The organism is Treponema peruense (assembly GCF_016117655.1).
In the GTDB taxonomy this organism is placed as follows: domain Bacteria; phylum Spirochaetota; class Spirochaetia; order Treponematales; family Treponemataceae; genus Treponema_D; species Treponema_D peruense.
Genome location: NZ_CP064936.1, coordinates 1,366,098 through 1,381,112 on the forward strand (window position 1 = coordinate 1,366,098; position 15,015 = coordinate 1,381,112).

General features: G+C 41.0%; 14 protein-coding genes. 10 read left to right on the forward strand and 4 right to left on the reverse strand.

All coding sequences use genetic code 11. The features are described 5' to 3' along the window. The first annotated feature begins 12 nt into the window (after window positions 1–12). Complete coding sequence (pcnB, locus tag IWA51_RS06275; protein WP_198443626.1) at window positions 13–1,107, forward strand: polynucleotide adenylyltransferase PcnB; 1,095 nt, start codon at window positions 13–15, stop codon at window positions 1,105–1,107. Window positions 1,108–1,165: 58 nt separating this feature from the next. Here pcnB and IWA51_RS06280 read toward each other — a convergent pair whose 3' ends face one another. Further along, window positions 1,166–2,056 (reverse strand): hypothetical protein, encoded by an 891-nt coding sequence (locus IWA51_RS06280; RefSeq protein WP_177528676.1) that lies wholly within the window; start codon window positions 2,054–2,056, stop codon window positions 1,166–1,168. 8 nt (window positions 2,057–2,064) lie between these two features. Further along, the gene (locus tag IWA51_RS06285; RefSeq protein ID WP_198443627.1) at window positions 2,065–3,054 is read right to left on the reverse strand and encodes an RluA family pseudouridine synthase; all 990 of its coding nucleotides are present in this window, start codon (window positions 3,052–3,054) and stop codon (window positions 2,065–2,067) included. A 46-nt stretch (window positions 3,055–3,100) separates the two neighbouring features. On the opposite strand from IWA51_RS06285, the gene IWA51_RS06290 reads away from it, so the two are divergent. The 9 genes from IWA51_RS06290 to IWA51_RS06330 are packed head-to-tail and all read left to right on the forward strand — an operon-like array spanning window position 3,101 to window position 11,595. Then, the gene (locus IWA51_RS06290; protein ID WP_177528674.1) at window positions 3,101–3,580 is read left to right on the forward strand and encodes a divergent PAP2 family protein; all 480 of its coding nucleotides are present in this window, start codon (window positions 3,101–3,103) and stop codon (window positions 3,578–3,580) included. Then, window positions 3,581–4,972, forward strand: coding sequence for a hypothetical protein (locus IWA51_RS06295; RefSeq protein WP_198441815.1), 1,392 nt, complete (start codon window positions 3,581–3,583; stop codon window positions 4,970–4,972). It abuts the gene before it with no gap. Continuing rightward, window positions 4,959–6,236, forward strand: coding sequence for a 4Fe-4S dicluster domain-containing protein (locus IWA51_RS06300; protein ID WP_198441816.1), 1,278 nt, complete (start codon window positions 4,959–4,961; stop codon window positions 6,234–6,236). Before IWA51_RS06295 ends, IWA51_RS06300 begins: the two co-directional genes overlap by 14 nt. Beyond that, window positions 6,237–7,310, forward strand: a complete 1,074-nt coding sequence (locus IWA51_RS06305) for an RnfABCDGE type electron transport complex subunit D (protein ID WP_198441817.1) — start codon at window positions 6,237–6,239, stop codon at window positions 7,308–7,310. Next, window positions 7,303–7,815, forward strand: a complete 513-nt coding sequence (locus tag IWA51_RS06310) for a hypothetical protein (protein ID WP_177528670.1) — start codon at window positions 7,303–7,305, stop codon at window positions 7,813–7,815. Before IWA51_RS06305 ends, IWA51_RS06310 begins: the two co-directional genes overlap by 8 nt. Window position 7,816: 1 nt before the next feature. Continuing rightward, on the forward strand, window positions 7,817–8,440 hold the full coding sequence (locus IWA51_RS06315) for a hypothetical protein (RefSeq protein ID WP_177528669.1): 624 nt from the start codon (window positions 7,817–7,819) through the stop codon (window positions 8,438–8,440). Window position 8,441: 1 nt separating this feature from the next. After that, entirely contained in the window at window positions 8,442–9,002 is a 561-nt protein-coding gene (locus IWA51_RS06320; RefSeq protein WP_198441818.1) for a hypothetical protein, read from the forward strand. Further along, window positions 8,996–9,604 carry a 4Fe-4S binding protein gene (locus IWA51_RS06325; RefSeq protein ID WP_177528667.1) on the forward strand — a complete coding sequence of 203 codons (609 nt, stop codon included), beginning with the start codon at window positions 8,996–8,998 and terminating at the stop codon, window positions 9,602–9,604. The genes IWA51_RS06320 and IWA51_RS06325 overlap by 7 nt, the downstream gene beginning before the upstream one ends. Window positions 9,605–9,609: 5 nt before the next feature. Next, complete coding sequence (locus IWA51_RS06330; RefSeq protein ID WP_198441819.1) at window positions 9,610–11,595, forward strand: alpha-amylase/4-alpha-glucanotransferase domain-containing protein; 1,986 nt, start codon at window positions 9,610–9,612, stop codon at window positions 11,593–11,595. Between the two features lie 13 nt (window positions 11,596–11,608). Here IWA51_RS06330 and IWA51_RS06335 read toward each other — a convergent pair whose 3' ends face one another. Together IWA51_RS06335 and metG are read right to left on the reverse strand one after the other, a co-directional pair. Next, window positions 11,609–12,700, reverse strand: a complete 1,092-nt coding sequence (locus IWA51_RS06335) for a lipid II:glycine glycyltransferase FemX (RefSeq protein ID WP_230402618.1) — start codon at window positions 12,698–12,700, stop codon at window positions 11,609–11,611. A 1-nt stretch (window position 12,701) separates the two neighbouring features. Next, complete coding sequence (gene metG / locus IWA51_RS06340) at window positions 12,702–15,005, reverse strand: methionine--tRNA ligase (protein WP_177528664.1); 2,304 nt, start codon at window positions 15,003–15,005, stop codon at window positions 12,702–12,704. Window positions 15,006–15,015 lie beyond the last annotated feature (10 nt).

Below are 15,015 nucleotides of genomic sequence, written 5' to 3' on the forward strand. Positions count from 1 at the left end.
AATGGTTTCATTGTGTTGATTCGTTATTCGGCAGACAGCAAAGGAAAGCCGGTTCAAAAAGCTGTAATATATACTAAGACAGAACATAACATTTCTCTAAAATCAATTGACCCTGATGCGCTTTACGTAATAAGTCGCCTGCGTGAAAATTGTTTTGATGCATATATTGTTGGCGGTGCAGTAAGAGATTTGATAATCGGCAGGACGCCCAAAGATTTTGATATTGTTACTGACGCCACACCCAGTAGAATAAAAAAGATATTCAGAAATTCACGCATTATAGGCAAAAGATTCCGTCTTGTGCACATTTTCTTCGGACAAAAGATTTTTGAAGTAAGCACATTCCGCTCTACGGTAGACGGTTCTGTAGGCAATGCTTTCGGAACAATGGATGAAGACGTTATGCGCCGTGATTTTTCACTGAACGCGCTTTACTATGATCCAATCAAAGAACACGTCATAGATTATGTCGGTGGAGTAAAAGACATCAGAAAGGGGATTGTGCGCCCGGTAATTCCCCTTAACCGCATTTTTATAGAAGATCCGGTCAGAATGCTCAGGGCTGTAAAATACGGTGCTACTACCGGATGTAAAATTCCGCATTCGCTCAAAAAAAAGATACGCAGTTCTGCACCTCTTTTGGCACCTGTTTCCCCGTCACGCCTTACCGAAGAGCTGCTTAAAATAATCAACAGTGGACATTCTTATGACATTGTTTCGGGAACACTGGATACAAATCTGTTCGAATACCTGCAGCCTTCAGCTACAAACATGATGATAGAAGACCGCAAGTTTGAAAAAGCATATCTTCATAGTTTAAAAGAACTGGATGCGGCCGCTGCGGCAAATCCCGGAATGAGGCTTGGGGACAGGCTTTTCTATATTTTGAGGGATTTTGTCACAAATCTAACGGACTGGAGCAGGGAAGAAAAAATTACTTCAATTGCCGCGGAACTTTACAAAAGAACCTGGGCCAGCTGCAGAAATTTCATTCTTCCCATGAACCCGCAGAGAACTGAACTGGATTATGCAGTAAGAAAAATTCTTCTTTCTCTGGGAGTCCAGCTCAAGCAGAGAAAACCCCGCAAAGTCCAGCCAAAAAATTAAACCGAACAGGCAGTGCACTAGGCATTTTGATTCAGAAAGTCAGTACATCCCTGGCGGCTTATTTTTGCTTAGTTTCTTTTGGGGCAACACCGGTTATCTTGTCTATGATAATGCTTACTTCTTCTACAAGAATACCGGTAAAGCGCTCGATATTTTCTATAATGTACTGTTGTAGATTGTGAATTTCACCTGTAAGCTGCTTTCCGAAAGGAACGTCGATTGTAATTATGAGTCTGTAACCGTGGCTGTCTGTTTTTATCGTAAGTTTTTTTACCCTTATATCAGAATCAAATTCACTTACGCAGTGCATGGCCATCTGGCTTAAGGCGGCTTCTGAAATTTCTATGCGTCCTTTTTTGCTGAATTCCGGGGTAACAATTGATTTTTCAGAAAGGGAACCGTCTTTTTTAAGGATTTTAATTTTGCTCTGACCCTTTGAAAGAATTTCGCGTATTGATTTATAGAAAATCTGTGAATAACTCTTTTTAACTTCAATTGCCGGAACGGGAATAACGTGTTTTCCTTCTATCTGGCGGCTTCTTATTGCTTTTTCTATTTCTTCCCGTGTAGAAATGTCTTCTATCTTGATTATTTTGGAAGGAGGAGGCAGCTGAAGTCTCATTGCTATCTTTCCGACCATTTTTTCACTTGTTCCAAGAATAAGTATTTTTTTGATTTTGTTTTTCTGAAGAACACGCGCCACTTCATCTCTGTGCTGCTTGTCGTCAAAAAGAGCAATGCGTACAGCACCCATATAGGTCTTTTCGTGCTTTGCTGTCCTTCCGGCAAGAATTTTGTCATCTTGAATGAGAAGTCCGTCATCTATAAGGGCGTTTATTCCGTATTTCTGTGCAAGAAGTTTTGCTCTGAAACTTTTGCCTGTTCCGCTTTCGCCGACAAGTGCAAATACTGTTATTCCGTGGTTTGATAATTTAGAAAAAATATTCATATATATTATTAAATTATAAGTTGTCTGTCCCAATTTATCAAGGCTGAATGCATAAAATCGTTGAATTCGGCAGGAGGGTCTGCTTTTATTATCTGGGGAAGTCCAAGCGGATTATCTTTCGGGAAGACAAGTGCCGCTGCATGAAGAAAAAAACGGCCGTTTGTGCGGCTTTTGTACGCACTGTCCCCATAAAGCGGGTGTCCGTGCAGACTGCTCTGGGCGCGGATCTGGTGTTTTCTTCCTGTTTGTATGTTGAACTGAACCAGTGTTACCTTAGTGTTGCCGGCTGTTCCGTATGCGAGTGGAATAACAGAAGTTACCGCTTCCTTTGAAGTGCTGCCTTTTTTTTCAGAAGCTGCAGTTACCGTGTGGAAGGCTTTGCCGTTTGTGGTTTCATCACATTCAATATAGTCTGTCCAGAGTTCACTTCTGGAAATCTGACCTTCAACTATTCCTATATATATTTTTTTTATAAGATGCGTTTTTATTCCTTCTGAAAACCATCTGGCTCCTTCTGAACTGACTGGAAAAGCAATCATTCCTGAAGTTCCGCGGTCAAGACGGTGCAGGGGGCCCGGCTTGAACGAAAGGGACTTTTGTACTCCCGACGCTTTGTATTCTTTAAGAAAAGCCTCAGCAAGAGATGTTCCGCCGCCGCTTCCTGGCTGGACATTTATGCCGGCGTCTTTGTATACAATCTGCAGGTGTTCGTTTTTGAATATTGTGTTTACTGCAGGGTACCCGGCATTGTTTTTTTGAAGCGGTGTCTGCTGCCTTGTGTTCTGTTGCGGCGCTTTCAGTAAAAAAGATGCAACTGTTATTTTGTCACCGCATGAAACTTTTGTATCTGCAGAAGTTTTTTTTCCGTTAAGGCGTATAAGATTTTTTCGGATTGCAGAATGTGCGTCTGGAATTCTGCCGTTGGATACAGTTTTTATTATTCTGTCAAGTCTTCTTCCGGCGTCATCCTGTGATGCAGTAAAATCAGTGAAATCCATGCGCAGATTATAGAACAATTTTGCATCATGTGCTATACTGGAGAATATGGCAAACGCAAAAGAACAGTTGAACTTATTTCTTTCACAGCCGGTTTTAATGTCGTGCATTTTCAGTTGGCTTTCGGCCCAGCTTATAAAGACTCTCATAAAGCTTTTTTCAGGCAAAGTCCACAGTATCAGGGAACTTTTTGAACTTCTTTTCTGGAGAACAGGAAGTATGCCTTCAAGTCATTCGGCTCTTGTTGCAACTCTTTGTACTACAATAGGCTTCCGTTCTGGAATTGACAGCGATGTTTTTATTCTTTCGCTCGGATTTTTTCTCATAACAATCAGGGATGCCGTAGGTGTAAGGCGCGCCAACGGAATTCAGGCCAGAATGCTCAACAAAATTGGCCGGGCTCTTGGCGACAAGGGTATTATAGATTTTAAACCAATAAAGGAAGTGCAGGGACATACTCCGGCAGAAGTTTTTATGGGATGTCTTCTCGGATTTTTTATAGGTCTTGCATTCAGCGTATTAAAATAAATGAAGACTCAGAAATCTCTTCTTTTTTGTGCGCTTACTGTTCTGGCGTCTTTTTCTTTTCTTTTTGTTCTCAGAACCATTCCTATAACACGTATATGGAACGATTATGCTGTGGTTTATGCAGACAAGTCTCTTTCCGAAGATTACGTGGCTTCAGTTTTGGAAGATTCAGGCTGCTCGGGTATTGTAAGGCTTGGTGTACAGCAGGTTCCTGTCAAAACAGATTTTCTCAATGTGATTCCAGATTACGAAGATTCGTATATTTCAAAAAGAGCCGGCTATTTTTATGACAAAACCGGAGCATTCCGCGTTTTTTATGTTCCGTCTTCCTGTGATGACGCGGCGGTAAAAGCTGTTTCCAAAATAATCCGCGAGACCGGAAAAACTGTGGGTCTTGACGGAAAGGGGCAGTTTCCGTGGCTTGTTCCTGTTATTGCACTCTCTGTTGCTGCATTTTTTCTTGTATTTACTGTTTCAAAAGGTGTTTTTGCAGCCGCCGCTGTTCCTTTTTTGCTGCTGTGTTTTTCTGCACCGTTTTATACTGTTGCTGCAGCTTCCGTTCTTTTTATGCTCTCTGTTTTTCTGATTGTTCCGCTTTTGGGTCGGCGTAATTTTATTAAGGCTGTTTCAAAAAGCGCATATATTCTTGTGCCAGCCGCGATGTCTCTGGTTATACTTGCGGTTAACTCCTGGCGTACATGTATTCTGGGAATATTGTGTGCGTCATCTTCTGTTGCACTTGTTTGTCTTGTACTTAATGCACCCCGGCGTTCTTATGCCGCAGTTTGTTTTTCCTATATTTTTTCTGCAACACAGATTTCTGTAGTAAACGCAAAAAATTCAATGAGGGTTCTGTTTTGTGCAGTACCGCTTTTTCTTATTTTTATTTCATTTATTCTTTCATCAAGAATTTCTGTTCCGGCGGCAAAAATGTCTGCCCTGCTTCCTGTTCCGGTTTCTTCTGACAAAGAGTCCGAACTGCCGCTTTTGGATGATTTTTACAAGTGGTCGTGGTATGCAAAGTCCCTGCCTTATGTAAGCATGAATGATGTTTCAAAAGCTCTTTCTGTCAGGGACGGGGACACAATTTCTGTTCCGCGTTTTTCCTATGCAGACGGCCATATATCCGAAAGTGAGTCTGTTGTAATGGAATACGGGCCAAAGTTCCGCAGCGGTATTGACGAAGAAGTTTCAGACTTGTCTTACGCTTCTTTGGAAAAGTTTTTGCTCAAACAGGATGACGGTATTTCTGTTGTATACGGAAGTTACGGTTCAAAGGGTCAGCGTCCCGACATTCTTTCACTTTTGCTTATTGCTGCAGGTCTTGCTGTTCCTGTAGTTCTGTTTTTATATTATAATCTGTTCGGAAGAAAAAACTATGAGATATGTTAGTAATTTTGTGCGTTCTGAAAGGCAGATGTTCAAAACGTGTGTAAGGGCTTTTCTGCCTCCATTTCCTGTTGTTGCATTCAGACAGGGTAAAGGTTCTGACTGCAGTGCTGTTGTTTCAGAAGGTGATGCCGTAAGGGAAGGTCAGCTTATTGCCGTTTTGCCTGATGGTGACAGTGTACATTCTCCTGTTCCCGGAACGGTCGATTCAATTTTTCAGACTACGCTTCCTGACGGTAAACTTGGTACTTCTGTAAAAATACGAACCGGCGGCTCTTTTTCTTTTTTGGGAAAAAAGGATGTTGTAACAAACTGGCACACTCTATTAAAGTCAGAAATTCTTGACGCAATAAAGTCGTGCGGGGTAGTAAATACTTTTTTTGAACCGGAGCCTCTTTTTGAAATTATAGAAAAATCTTCAGAAATAAAGAATAATTTTCTTGTTGTAAGAATGTTCGACGAAGACCCGGGAAGACTTACTGACTCTTTTGTTGCACAGTTCTGTCTTTCAAAAGTGACGGAAGGTGCGTGTATTACAGCAAGGGCAATGGGAGCTGCAGGAATTGTTTTTGTTCTTGACAAGAACCAGGAATTCAATCCCTCCCTTTTGAATGATTCTGTTCCTTTCTGTGCAGTAAGAGTTGACGCTTCAAAATATCCGGCAGGCTTCAGGGAAAATATAATCACTGCTGTAAGAAAAAATGCACGGCTTCCTGAGTACAAGTTCTTTTCGGCAATGAGCAGAAAGAGCATTTTTATTGACCCCGAGACAGCACTTTCTGTATATGAAGCGGTTGTTCTTGGAAAACCTGTTATAGAAAGATTTGTGCATGTTACCGGAAACTGTCTGCGTTCTGCGGCGATGATGAAGGTAAGAATTGGAACATCAATTTCATCTCTTGCAGAACAGTGCGGCGGTTTTAAAATTGCGCCTGCAAAAATTGCCGTTAACGGTCTTATTACAGGAAAAACTGTTGCCGACCCCGAAGTCTGCATTACCAAATCCATAAAGTCAGTTTCTTTTATTCCGTCATCAGAACTGTTCAACCAGGTTTTGAGCCCGTGTATACGTTGCGGTAAATGTCGTTCTGTCTGTCCGGAACATCTTTATCCCGACTTAATGTACAGAAGCGCAACAGAAGGTCTTGCCACAGGAAATGAACTTAAGAAAACTGCAGCCCTTTGTTCACTTTGCAATCTCTGCAGCAGTGCATGTCCGGCAAGACTTCCGTTAAGCATTGGCGTACGTCTTCTTCAGGAGAAATAAATGAATACAAATATATTGAAAAAATCATGCCGTGAAAGTGTTCCGCACCCTTTGTGCTATATAACAAATTCTGTCGGAACAGTTGCTGTCGCGGTTCTTTCTGCGCTTGTTGTTCAGGTAATAATGCTTTGCGTTACAAAAAGTTTTCAGTCCCTTGTAATTGTGCTGTGCGCAACGGTTGCTTCTGTTCTTTCAGAATTTCTTTACAGGCTTGTCCGCGAAAAATTTTCCTATTCATGGATTACTTCCTGCATACAGGGAATTCTTCTGGGACTTCTTGTTCCGTCTCAGTACCCGCCGGCGGCAGTTTTTATCACAGCGTTTGCAGTTTTTTTTATTACCAAATATGCATTCGGGGGATTCGCCGGCTCATGGGTTAATTCTGTTGCACTTTGTGTAATTATCCTTTACTTCATGAACGCAGATTTTTTTCCGGCATTTATTCTGGAGGCAGAAGATTTTCAGGTAAGAAATGCAGCACAAACTCTTATTTCAGGCGGAAGCGTTTCTATTCTGCCGTGCGATTCATCTGTTACGGCCTTTTTGAACAGAACTGTATTCAGGCTTATGGGAATTTCTATTCCTGAAGGTTATGTTTCCCTTTTCTGGGACAACGGTGCTTCAATTCCTGCATTCAGGTTCAATCTTATTACACTTATTTCTTCTATAGTGCTTCTTTCGCTTGATGTTGTAAACTATGAGATTCCCCTTTGTTTCCTTGCCGTGTATGCCGTGCTTGTACGCTTTGTTTCACCGTTCTTTACGGGATGTGCACCAATGCAGGGCGATATGCTTCTTGCTTTTCTTACAAGCGGAACCCTGTTTTATTCACTGTTTATGCTGCAGTGGTACGGTACTGTTCCCATGACTAAGGCCGGAAGAATTACTTACGGAATTATTTCAGGTCTGTTCGGTTTTCTTCTGCTTGGACCGGGAACATCATCGTCTGGATTTATGTTTGTAATTCTTGTCATGAATCTTATCTCTACGGTAATTCAGTTTGCAGAAGATGCAGCGGTAAAAAAATACGTTAACAAAAATCTGATTCCTGCAATGGAGGAACCCAATGTCTGACTCTTTTGACAATGAAAGCAAAGTTTTTTACAAAAAGCTGTTGATAAAATATGGAATTCTTACCGGAATAATTGCGGTTATGTTTGGACTTCTGGTTTTGTTTTGCCTTATTTCACGCGGTTCATGGAAAAGGGGTCTTTCTGCTCAGGTAAATTCTGTTTTGGAACGCTGCGGTGAAGAATACAGAACTTTTGAATGGATACCCTCTGACAACGGATTTTCTGACAGTGCTTCTTTTTACTCACTTTCAGCCGGAGAACAGGGCAGAGAAAAGGATATGTATGCTGTAATTATACGTGTTACAACAATTTACGGTCCCCTGCCGGCAGTTTTTGTATATAATGCAAAGTCAGACAGTTCAAGTTTTGCAGGGTTTGCAGACCTTGAAGGACCTGTTGCAGACAAGATGACAGCCATTGCAGAACCGTCAGTAATTGAATTCTGGAAAAAAAGAATTCCTTCTATTGCCCAAACATTGAAGCATGAAAAAGCGGAGCGTTTGTAAAATGAAAAAAAACAGTCTTTATACATACATTGCATCTTCACTTATAATTTTGGTTCCGGTGCCGGGACGTCTTTCATACGGAATAATTCTCATTCTTGCCCTTAATGCATTGACAGCCCTCGGAATTTTATTCAGGCATCTGACAAAAAAACTTTCAGTCGACGAATACATGCCGGCTTTGATGACAGTTTTTCTTATAGGCCTTTGCATTATTTTAAAGCAGCTTCTGATTCTGTATTCACCGCTTACAGCTCTTACGCTGAGTTTTGTAATTTATGCACCGGTTCTTTCTTCTTTGATGATTTCTTCGCTCTATGAAAATACAGATATGTCTCTTTCCAGGGATTTGTCTTACAATATGAAGAAAACGGCATATTTTTCTATCTTTGCTTTTATAATATTTTTGTTCAGGGATATTTTCGGCTACGGAACAATTTCTTTTCCTGTTCCCTCGGGAATACATGAAATTGCACTGTTCAAGAATCTTCCTTCTGCCTTTATGGGTTCATTCTGGGCTTCTGTACCCGGCGCACTCGTTATTCTGGCGGTTGCATTTGTTGTAAATTACAATGCGATAAAAAAAATAAAAATCGCAGAAGCAGTGTTTAAGGAGGAAGAAAACTAATATGATTGGAATGCTTTTGTACTATCTTATATTTGCTTCTCCTCTTTTGGTTTATGGAATCGGGCTTAACAGAGCTTTGGTTCTCGGAGACTCAGATAAGGGTGTTGCCTTAAGTTGTCTCAAGATGCTTATCTGTGTAGTTTCTTCTGCAACTTTGACTTATCTTTTAAATGTGAATCTTCTAGCAAAGGTTTCTCTTCACGGAATTTATCCTTTTATGGCTGTCCTTATTTTTGTAGTTATTTCTATTTTTATAGAATCAATTTTCAGAATTACGGCAAAATCCGGTACATCAGAATTTTCAGTTTCAATACTGATTATAATTCTGACAGTCAACGAAAGCATAAGTCTTTATGAATGCGTTTTCTTTTCATGTGTTGCAGTGTTGTCTTTTTATCTTTTTATTCCTGTTTTGCGTTCTGTTGTCCGCAGAATGGATTATAACAAGCCTGAAGTAAAATCTGCAAATACCGGATTCATCCTGATAAGCATAGCAGTTATTGTACTTGCACTGCTTTCGTGGAATGTTACATGGCTTAACGGGGAGGCTTTCAAATGGTAGCCACAATAATTTTTACTCTGCTTTTTATAATTATTTTAAGCGCATTGATAGTTTTTATATTCAACATACTCATTCCGGCTTTAAAACAGAGACAGGTTAATTTTTCAGAACCGCTTTTTTCTCCTTCTGAAGTTGAACTTCTAAAAACACGCCCCGAAAAACTTGCTGTTTCAGGTAAAAGGGCTGTTGTAAAATGCTCGCCCCACAGAACTTCCGGTGCCAGAAGATTCTTATATAACGGTCCAAAAAACTGTGCACTTTTTTCTGAAGTCTGTGACTGCGAAGATGACTGCCGCTGGGGTTGCTGCGGATTCGGCAACTGTGCAAAAGCATGTCCTCAGGAGGCAATTTCCATCCAGAATGCAACAGCTGTTATAAATGAACTTTGCATCGGCTGCGGAAAATGTATAGACGCGTGTCCAAGAAATCTTATTGTTCTGGTAGATGCCGAATGCAAAAAAAGCGTATTGTGTTCGGCCCCGAACCCCTTGCCGCCAAATTGTTCTGTTTCCTGTGACAGACTGGCAAAAGAAGAAATAATTGAAATAAAATCAAAGAAACTCTTTCAATTATGGAAAAAGTGCTATACAATACTTAGATAGTCTTTATGCGTATGACAAATGTTTGTCTGATTTTATCTGCCGATGAAGAAGGAAACTGCAGCCCGCAGACCTTTGAGAAAAACTACGAGGCAGTTTTCAGACCTTTGCTGACATTTTTATATTCTCATCCAAAATTTCCTCTTGCGGTTTCCTTTTCAGGACTGCAGCTTGAATGGTACGCTTCAAAACATCCCGAAGCAATTCAGGTTATGCGTGACCTTACTTCGCGCAAACAGGTAGAAGTTCTTGGAGGAGGCTATTATTCTCCTATTTTTCCAATACTTTTCCCGGTAGACAGAAGCGGTCAGATAGAAAAAATGACGTCACTTCTTCGTTCCACTGTCGGCAAGCGTCCGTGCGGTATGTCTCTGTACGGCAGCATCTGGGATCCCACACTTGTAACAACGTTTCAGTCCTGCGGAATGGAATATGCGCTTCTTGACAGTACTCTGATTCCTGCCAAAAACCTGTGTGCCCATCCTCTTATTACAAGCGAACAGGGTAAAACCTTAAAAATTCTTCCGACATACAAAAATCTGATTCCCGAAGAAGACGAATCTCCTGAATCCTGGATTGAGAGAATAAATAATTTTGCAAAAAAGAAACGTTCCCAGGCAGAATTTTTTGATTCAGAAAAAGTAGTTTCAATATGCTTTTCATTTGAAAAATTTGCTTCTTTTGTAAAAAGCCGCTGTTTTGCATACATTGCTTCATGCTTTGACATCTCAATGGAGTCAACATCCGGAGTGAATTTCGTTTTACCCCAGACTGTTGCCAAAAATTCCGACTATTTTGAGCGTACCTATATTCCGGCTGGAATGGACTGGCAGATAGCAAGGCGCGCAGTTACTCCTTTTGAAACTGTAGAAAACAAAAGCCGTTTTCCCCTGACAATACATGATTATTTGAATGCTTATCCGCAGAACAGACGCCTTTACCAGCGTATGATGTACATAAGCATGCTTGTAACCCAGTGCAAGGGCGGCGATAAAATGCGTAAGCTTTCTGCTTCTGAAAAGCTTTGGGAAGCCCAGAGCGGATTCAACTTTGTTACAATGCCCTGCGGAATTCCGCCTACGGAACAAAAAGTGCAGGAATCTTACCGCGCTCTTAACGAAGCAGAACGTCTGATCCGTGATGCAAAAGAATTCAAAGAATCGCTTACCAGTTTTGACTATAACGGTGACGGCAAAAATGAGTACATCTGCCAAATGGAAAAATATCACGCGGTAATTTCACTTAATGCCGGTCAGATTACAGAATTTGATATTATACGTTCATGTGCAAATTATGCGGCCAACCTGTCAAGAATAGCCAAATTTGACGGCTCGAACGACCTTTACCAGCGCGGAATGTTTATTGAACATCTGATTGAACCTTCAGAAATTGAAAATTTTAAAAGCAGCGGCACTTCTTCAGGGCTTTTGTTTTCAAACATGCATTTTTCTGAAAAAAAGTTTGACAGCAAGCGCAATGAAATACAAATGGAAAGCAGGGGAGAGTTCTCTTCAATTAAACTTCCCGTGCAGTTAAGAAAAAATTATATTGCCTTTTCAAGCGGAATCACAATCCAGTATATCTTAAAAAACGAAAGTCCCATGGAGCTTGATGCATATTTTGTTGTGGAACTGAATTTTGCAAAAACAAAATTTTCTTCACTTAAATCTGCATCACAGTATTCTGTTGAACTTATCCACGGCGAAAACAGAGAACAGGTTCCCGAAAGCGGAATTTTTTCTGCCGCAGACGGTGTATCCTTTTTTCAGATTACAGACAATTCGGACAAAAAAACATTTGTTGTCGAGCCCAATGAAGACTCAGGTCTTTGTACCAGGGAAATTGTCTTTTACAGACCTGATGAATATGAAAAAACGACAGAAAGTTCAAGGACTATGTGCGTAAGTCTTTACTGGCATGTTCAGCTAGCACCCGGAATGGAAAAAGAAAAGACCATAAATCTGAGTGTAGTGCAGGCAAAGAAGAAGAACTGATAACAAATGCCGATTAGCGGCCAATGAGTTTCTTAAGGAACTTTTTGTGCCACCACGCACGTATTTTTTCTGCTGCAGAATACAGCGAATACATTACAGACCTTAAAGGAACATCTATACTGCCTATTCTGTGTATCTCCTGTCCGCCGAATCCTGTTTTAAATAGATAAAGACCGTGCATCGGGTGATTTTCTGCATCTGTCGGGGGAATACCGTAAAAATCATATTCCGGGCAGCCATATTTCTTTGCATCCTGAATGGCAGTCCACTGAAGAAGATATGCCGGCATTAGATTGCGCTTGAGGTTTCCGCTTGCTCCGTAAAGATAAACAGCTTCCCTTTTGCAAAAGAGAGTAATAATTCCGGCTAAATAATCATCTTCATGTTTTGCCAGGTACAGCCGGATTTGTGGTCCGTCTGAGCAAACAGAAGGTTTTCCGCGTTCAAGCAGGTCTTTATAGTAACTTTTTGCATGAAAATTTACACCGTCACGCTTTCCGGTAATTTCAAACAACGAATAGAACTGGTCGAATACAGTTTCAAATTCAGGGTTGTCGGCCGTGTAATAACTGACTTCTACACCTTTTTTCTGAGAGAGACGAATATTGTATCTCCACTTGCTTTTCATTGCGGCAAGAAGTTCATCACAGGACTTGTTAAGACCAAGAATTGTTGTATCAGGCGGCTGCACACAAACAGAGGCCGGCCGGGCTTTTGTATTGCGGTTGTGCCTTAATTTTTCTACAGCTTCATCGCGTTCTGTTGCTGTTGCAAAACCGACAGGAGGATCAAATCTTATATAAACCGTATTCTTCGGAAGATATTTCTTTAGGTTTGCAGAGACAGTTTCAATAAATTCAAGATTAGCGCATTCCGGTGCCATGGGAACATATGCTATATAAAATGCAGTAAACTTAAGAGAAAACTTTCTTACAAGAACAGAAAGAATAGTCCTGTCTGGTGCACACTGGTTTTCACTGTTCCTCTCACTTACCGTTCCGTCGGGTGATAAAATGAAACTGTATTTTTTCCAGCCGTGTGCCGTCTTAAAGTCAGCCCAAAAATCTGTCTGAAGAAATCTTTGGGCCTGTTCCTGTCCGTTCATTTTACTGAACATCCCCATTTTGAGCATGTACAGACCTGATGTTCTTTCCTTCGGCTGTCATTTTTGTTCCACAGACAGAAAGACAACCGTCTTCTATTTTTAGTGCAACCTTAAAGAATTCATCTGCTGTAATTGAATCTGGCTTTTTGAAGTTTGCATCTGCTCCTTCAAGTATTACTTTTGTTCCTGGTTTTGCCCATGGAGCTTCGAGCGGTTCAACGCAGTTTTTTCCTTCACTGTCTTTGTAATGTACAGCAAGAAGCATACCACGGCTTTCTATTCCGCGCATTAGTCTTGGTGCAAGATTAGAAGCCAGAATAATATGCTTTCCAAGAAGTTCATCTGCAGATAGATAATCCCTTAACGCACTTTGAATTACACGTTCCTGACCGCTTCCGTCATCAAGTGTTTCTACATAAAGCTTTTCGCCTTCGGGGTTTGTGTCTACTTTTGTAATTTTTGCAACAGTAAGCTCTATGTTTTTATTGTAGAATTCAATCTGGTTTTCGGCGAGTTCTATTTTTTTTGGCTCTTTTTTTGATTTTTTCTGCTCTTTTTCCTTACGAGCTTTCTGGCTTCCTGAAAACTTTTCGCGGAATGCATTGGCTGTGTTCACATCAAGCGGTGTAAAATAAACGGAAGGATTCTTGACATCATAAAGTCCTTCTGTTTCACCAAGATTTTTCCATGAAAGACCTGTTTCTGTAAAACTTTCACCCAGTTTTGGTTCGGAAATTGTTTTGCCAAAATAAGACATGATTGTTTCTGTAAACTGAGGCATGTAGGGGTGTGCCATTATCATAAGATCCTTAATCATGTAGCACAGGTTGTGAATTAGTTTTGCAGCTTTTTTCGGGTCAGTGGTTCTTGTCTTCCACGGCTCGCAGTCCTGGAAAGCCTTGTTTCCAATGTCAGAAATGGCAAAAATTTCATGGAAGGCATCTTTGAGGTCTGCCCATTCAAGTGATTTTGTAATCTTGTCTTCATGGGCGCGGATATTTGCCCACATTTCTTCATCAACTTCTGAATCGGGAATTATTCCGTCATAGTACTTTGTAACAAAAAGAAGTGTTCTGTTTACAAGATTTCCCAGATTACCTATGAGTTCTCCATTGTACTTTTCACGGAATTCTTTCCATGTAAACTGGTAGTCCTGCTTTTCGGGTCTGTTGTAGAAAATATAGAATCTCCATGCATCAGCCTTAATACCGGAATCTTTTGCATCTGTTCCGAATACACCAACACCGCGGCTCTTGCTGAATTTTCCGTCTTCGTAGTTAAGATATTCTGTAGACGACATATGGAAGAGTTTTGTCCAGTTATGTCCACTTCCAATTTCACTGCAGGGGAACACGACTGTATGGAACGGAATGTTATCTTTTCCAATAAACTGGAATAAATCTACCGGAGCTTTGCCTTTTGCTTCTTCGCTTTCTTCGGGTAGCCACCAGCTTTTCCAGTCAAAGGATTTTTTTCCTGCAGCAGTAAGTTCGTTGGCAAATTGTTTTGTAATGGACATATATCCGATCGGGGCATTGAACCATACGTAGAATACTTTGTTTTCATATCCTTCTTTTGGAACAGGAATTCCCCACTTCAAATCCCTTGTAATTGCCCTTTCGTTAAGACCGTCACGAATCCAGGCTTTTGTTATGTTTATGGCATTGTCGGACCATTTTCCTTCTATACTGGCTTTTTTCATCCAGTCATCAAGTTTGCCGCTGATTGCAGGTAAATTAATATAAAGATGCTTTGTTTCGCGGACTTCAGGTGTGCTTCCGCAGGTATGGCAACGCGGTGCTTTAAGTTCAATAGGGTCAAGAAGCGATCCGCATTTGTCGCACTGGTCTCCGCGGGCATCTTCGTAGCCGCATTTTGGGCAGGTTCCTTCTACAAAGCGGTCAGCCAGATACATATTGCATTTGGGGCAGAAAAGCTGCTTGTTTGTATGCTCTGTTATGTAGCCGTTTTTGTCCAGGTCTTTGAAAATTGACTGGGTTATTTCGGTACATTCCTGGTTTGAAGTTCGGCCAAACTTGTCAAAAGCTATGTCAAACCATTTGTAGATTTCATCATGCTGCTTGTAGTAATAGTCGCAGAGTTCGCGCGGAGTCTTTTTTTCTTCTATTGCACGCGTTTCTGTTGCAGTTCCATATTCGTCTGTTCCGCAGACATAAAGTGTATCATACCCGCGGCTGCGGCAAAAACGTGCGAAAACATCCGCACTGAGCATTTGTATAAGGTTTCCCAAGTGGGGAATATTGTTTACATAAGGAAGGGCTGAGGTAATTAATCTTCTGTTCATAATTAACCAT

Coding starts and splice junctions, on each gene's coding strand:
- IWA51_RS06280 (WP_177528676.1), bottom strand. CDS start 2,056: ATGAATATTTTTTCTAAATTATCAAACCACGGAATAACAGTATTTGCA.
- IWA51_RS06285 (WP_198443627.1), bottom strand. CDS start 3,054: ATGGATTTCACTGATTTTACTGCATCACAGGATGACGCCGGAAGAAGA.
- IWA51_RS06290 (WP_177528674.1), top strand. CDS start 3,101: ATGGCAAACGCAAAAGAACAGTTGAACTTATTTCTTTCACAGCCGGTT.
- IWA51_RS06295 (WP_198441815.1), top strand. CDS start 3,581: ATGAAGACTCAGAAATCTCTTCTTTTTTGTGCGCTTACTGTTCTGGCG.
- IWA51_RS06300 (WP_198441816.1), top strand. CDS start 4,959: ATGAGATATGTTAGTAATTTTGTGCGTTCTGAAAGGCAGATGTTCAAA.
- IWA51_RS06305 (WP_198441817.1), top strand. CDS start 6,237: ATGAATACAAATATATTGAAAAAATCATGCCGTGAAAGTGTTCCGCAC.
- IWA51_RS06310 (WP_177528670.1), top strand. CDS start 7,303: ATGTCTGACTCTTTTGACAATGAAAGCAAAGTTTTTTACAAAAAGCTG.
- IWA51_RS06315 (WP_177528669.1), top strand. CDS start 7,817: ATGAAAAAAAACAGTCTTTATACATACATTGCATCTTCACTTATAATT.
- IWA51_RS06320 (WP_198441818.1), top strand. CDS start 8,442: ATGATTGGAATGCTTTTGTACTATCTTATATTTGCTTCTCCTCTTTTG.
- IWA51_RS06325 (WP_177528667.1), top strand. CDS start 8,996: ATGGTAGCCACAATAATTTTTACTCTGCTTTTTATAATTATTTTAAGC.
- IWA51_RS06330 (WP_198441819.1), top strand. CDS start 9,610: ATGCGTATGACAAATGTTTGTCTGATTTTATCTGCCGATGAAGAAGGA.
- IWA51_RS06335 (WP_230402618.1), bottom strand. CDS start 12,700: ATGAACGGACAGGAACAGGCCCAAAGATTTCTTCAGACAGATTTTTGG.
- metG (WP_177528664.1), bottom strand. CDS start 15,005: ATGAACAGAAGATTAATTACCTCAGCCCTTCCTTATGTAAACAATATT.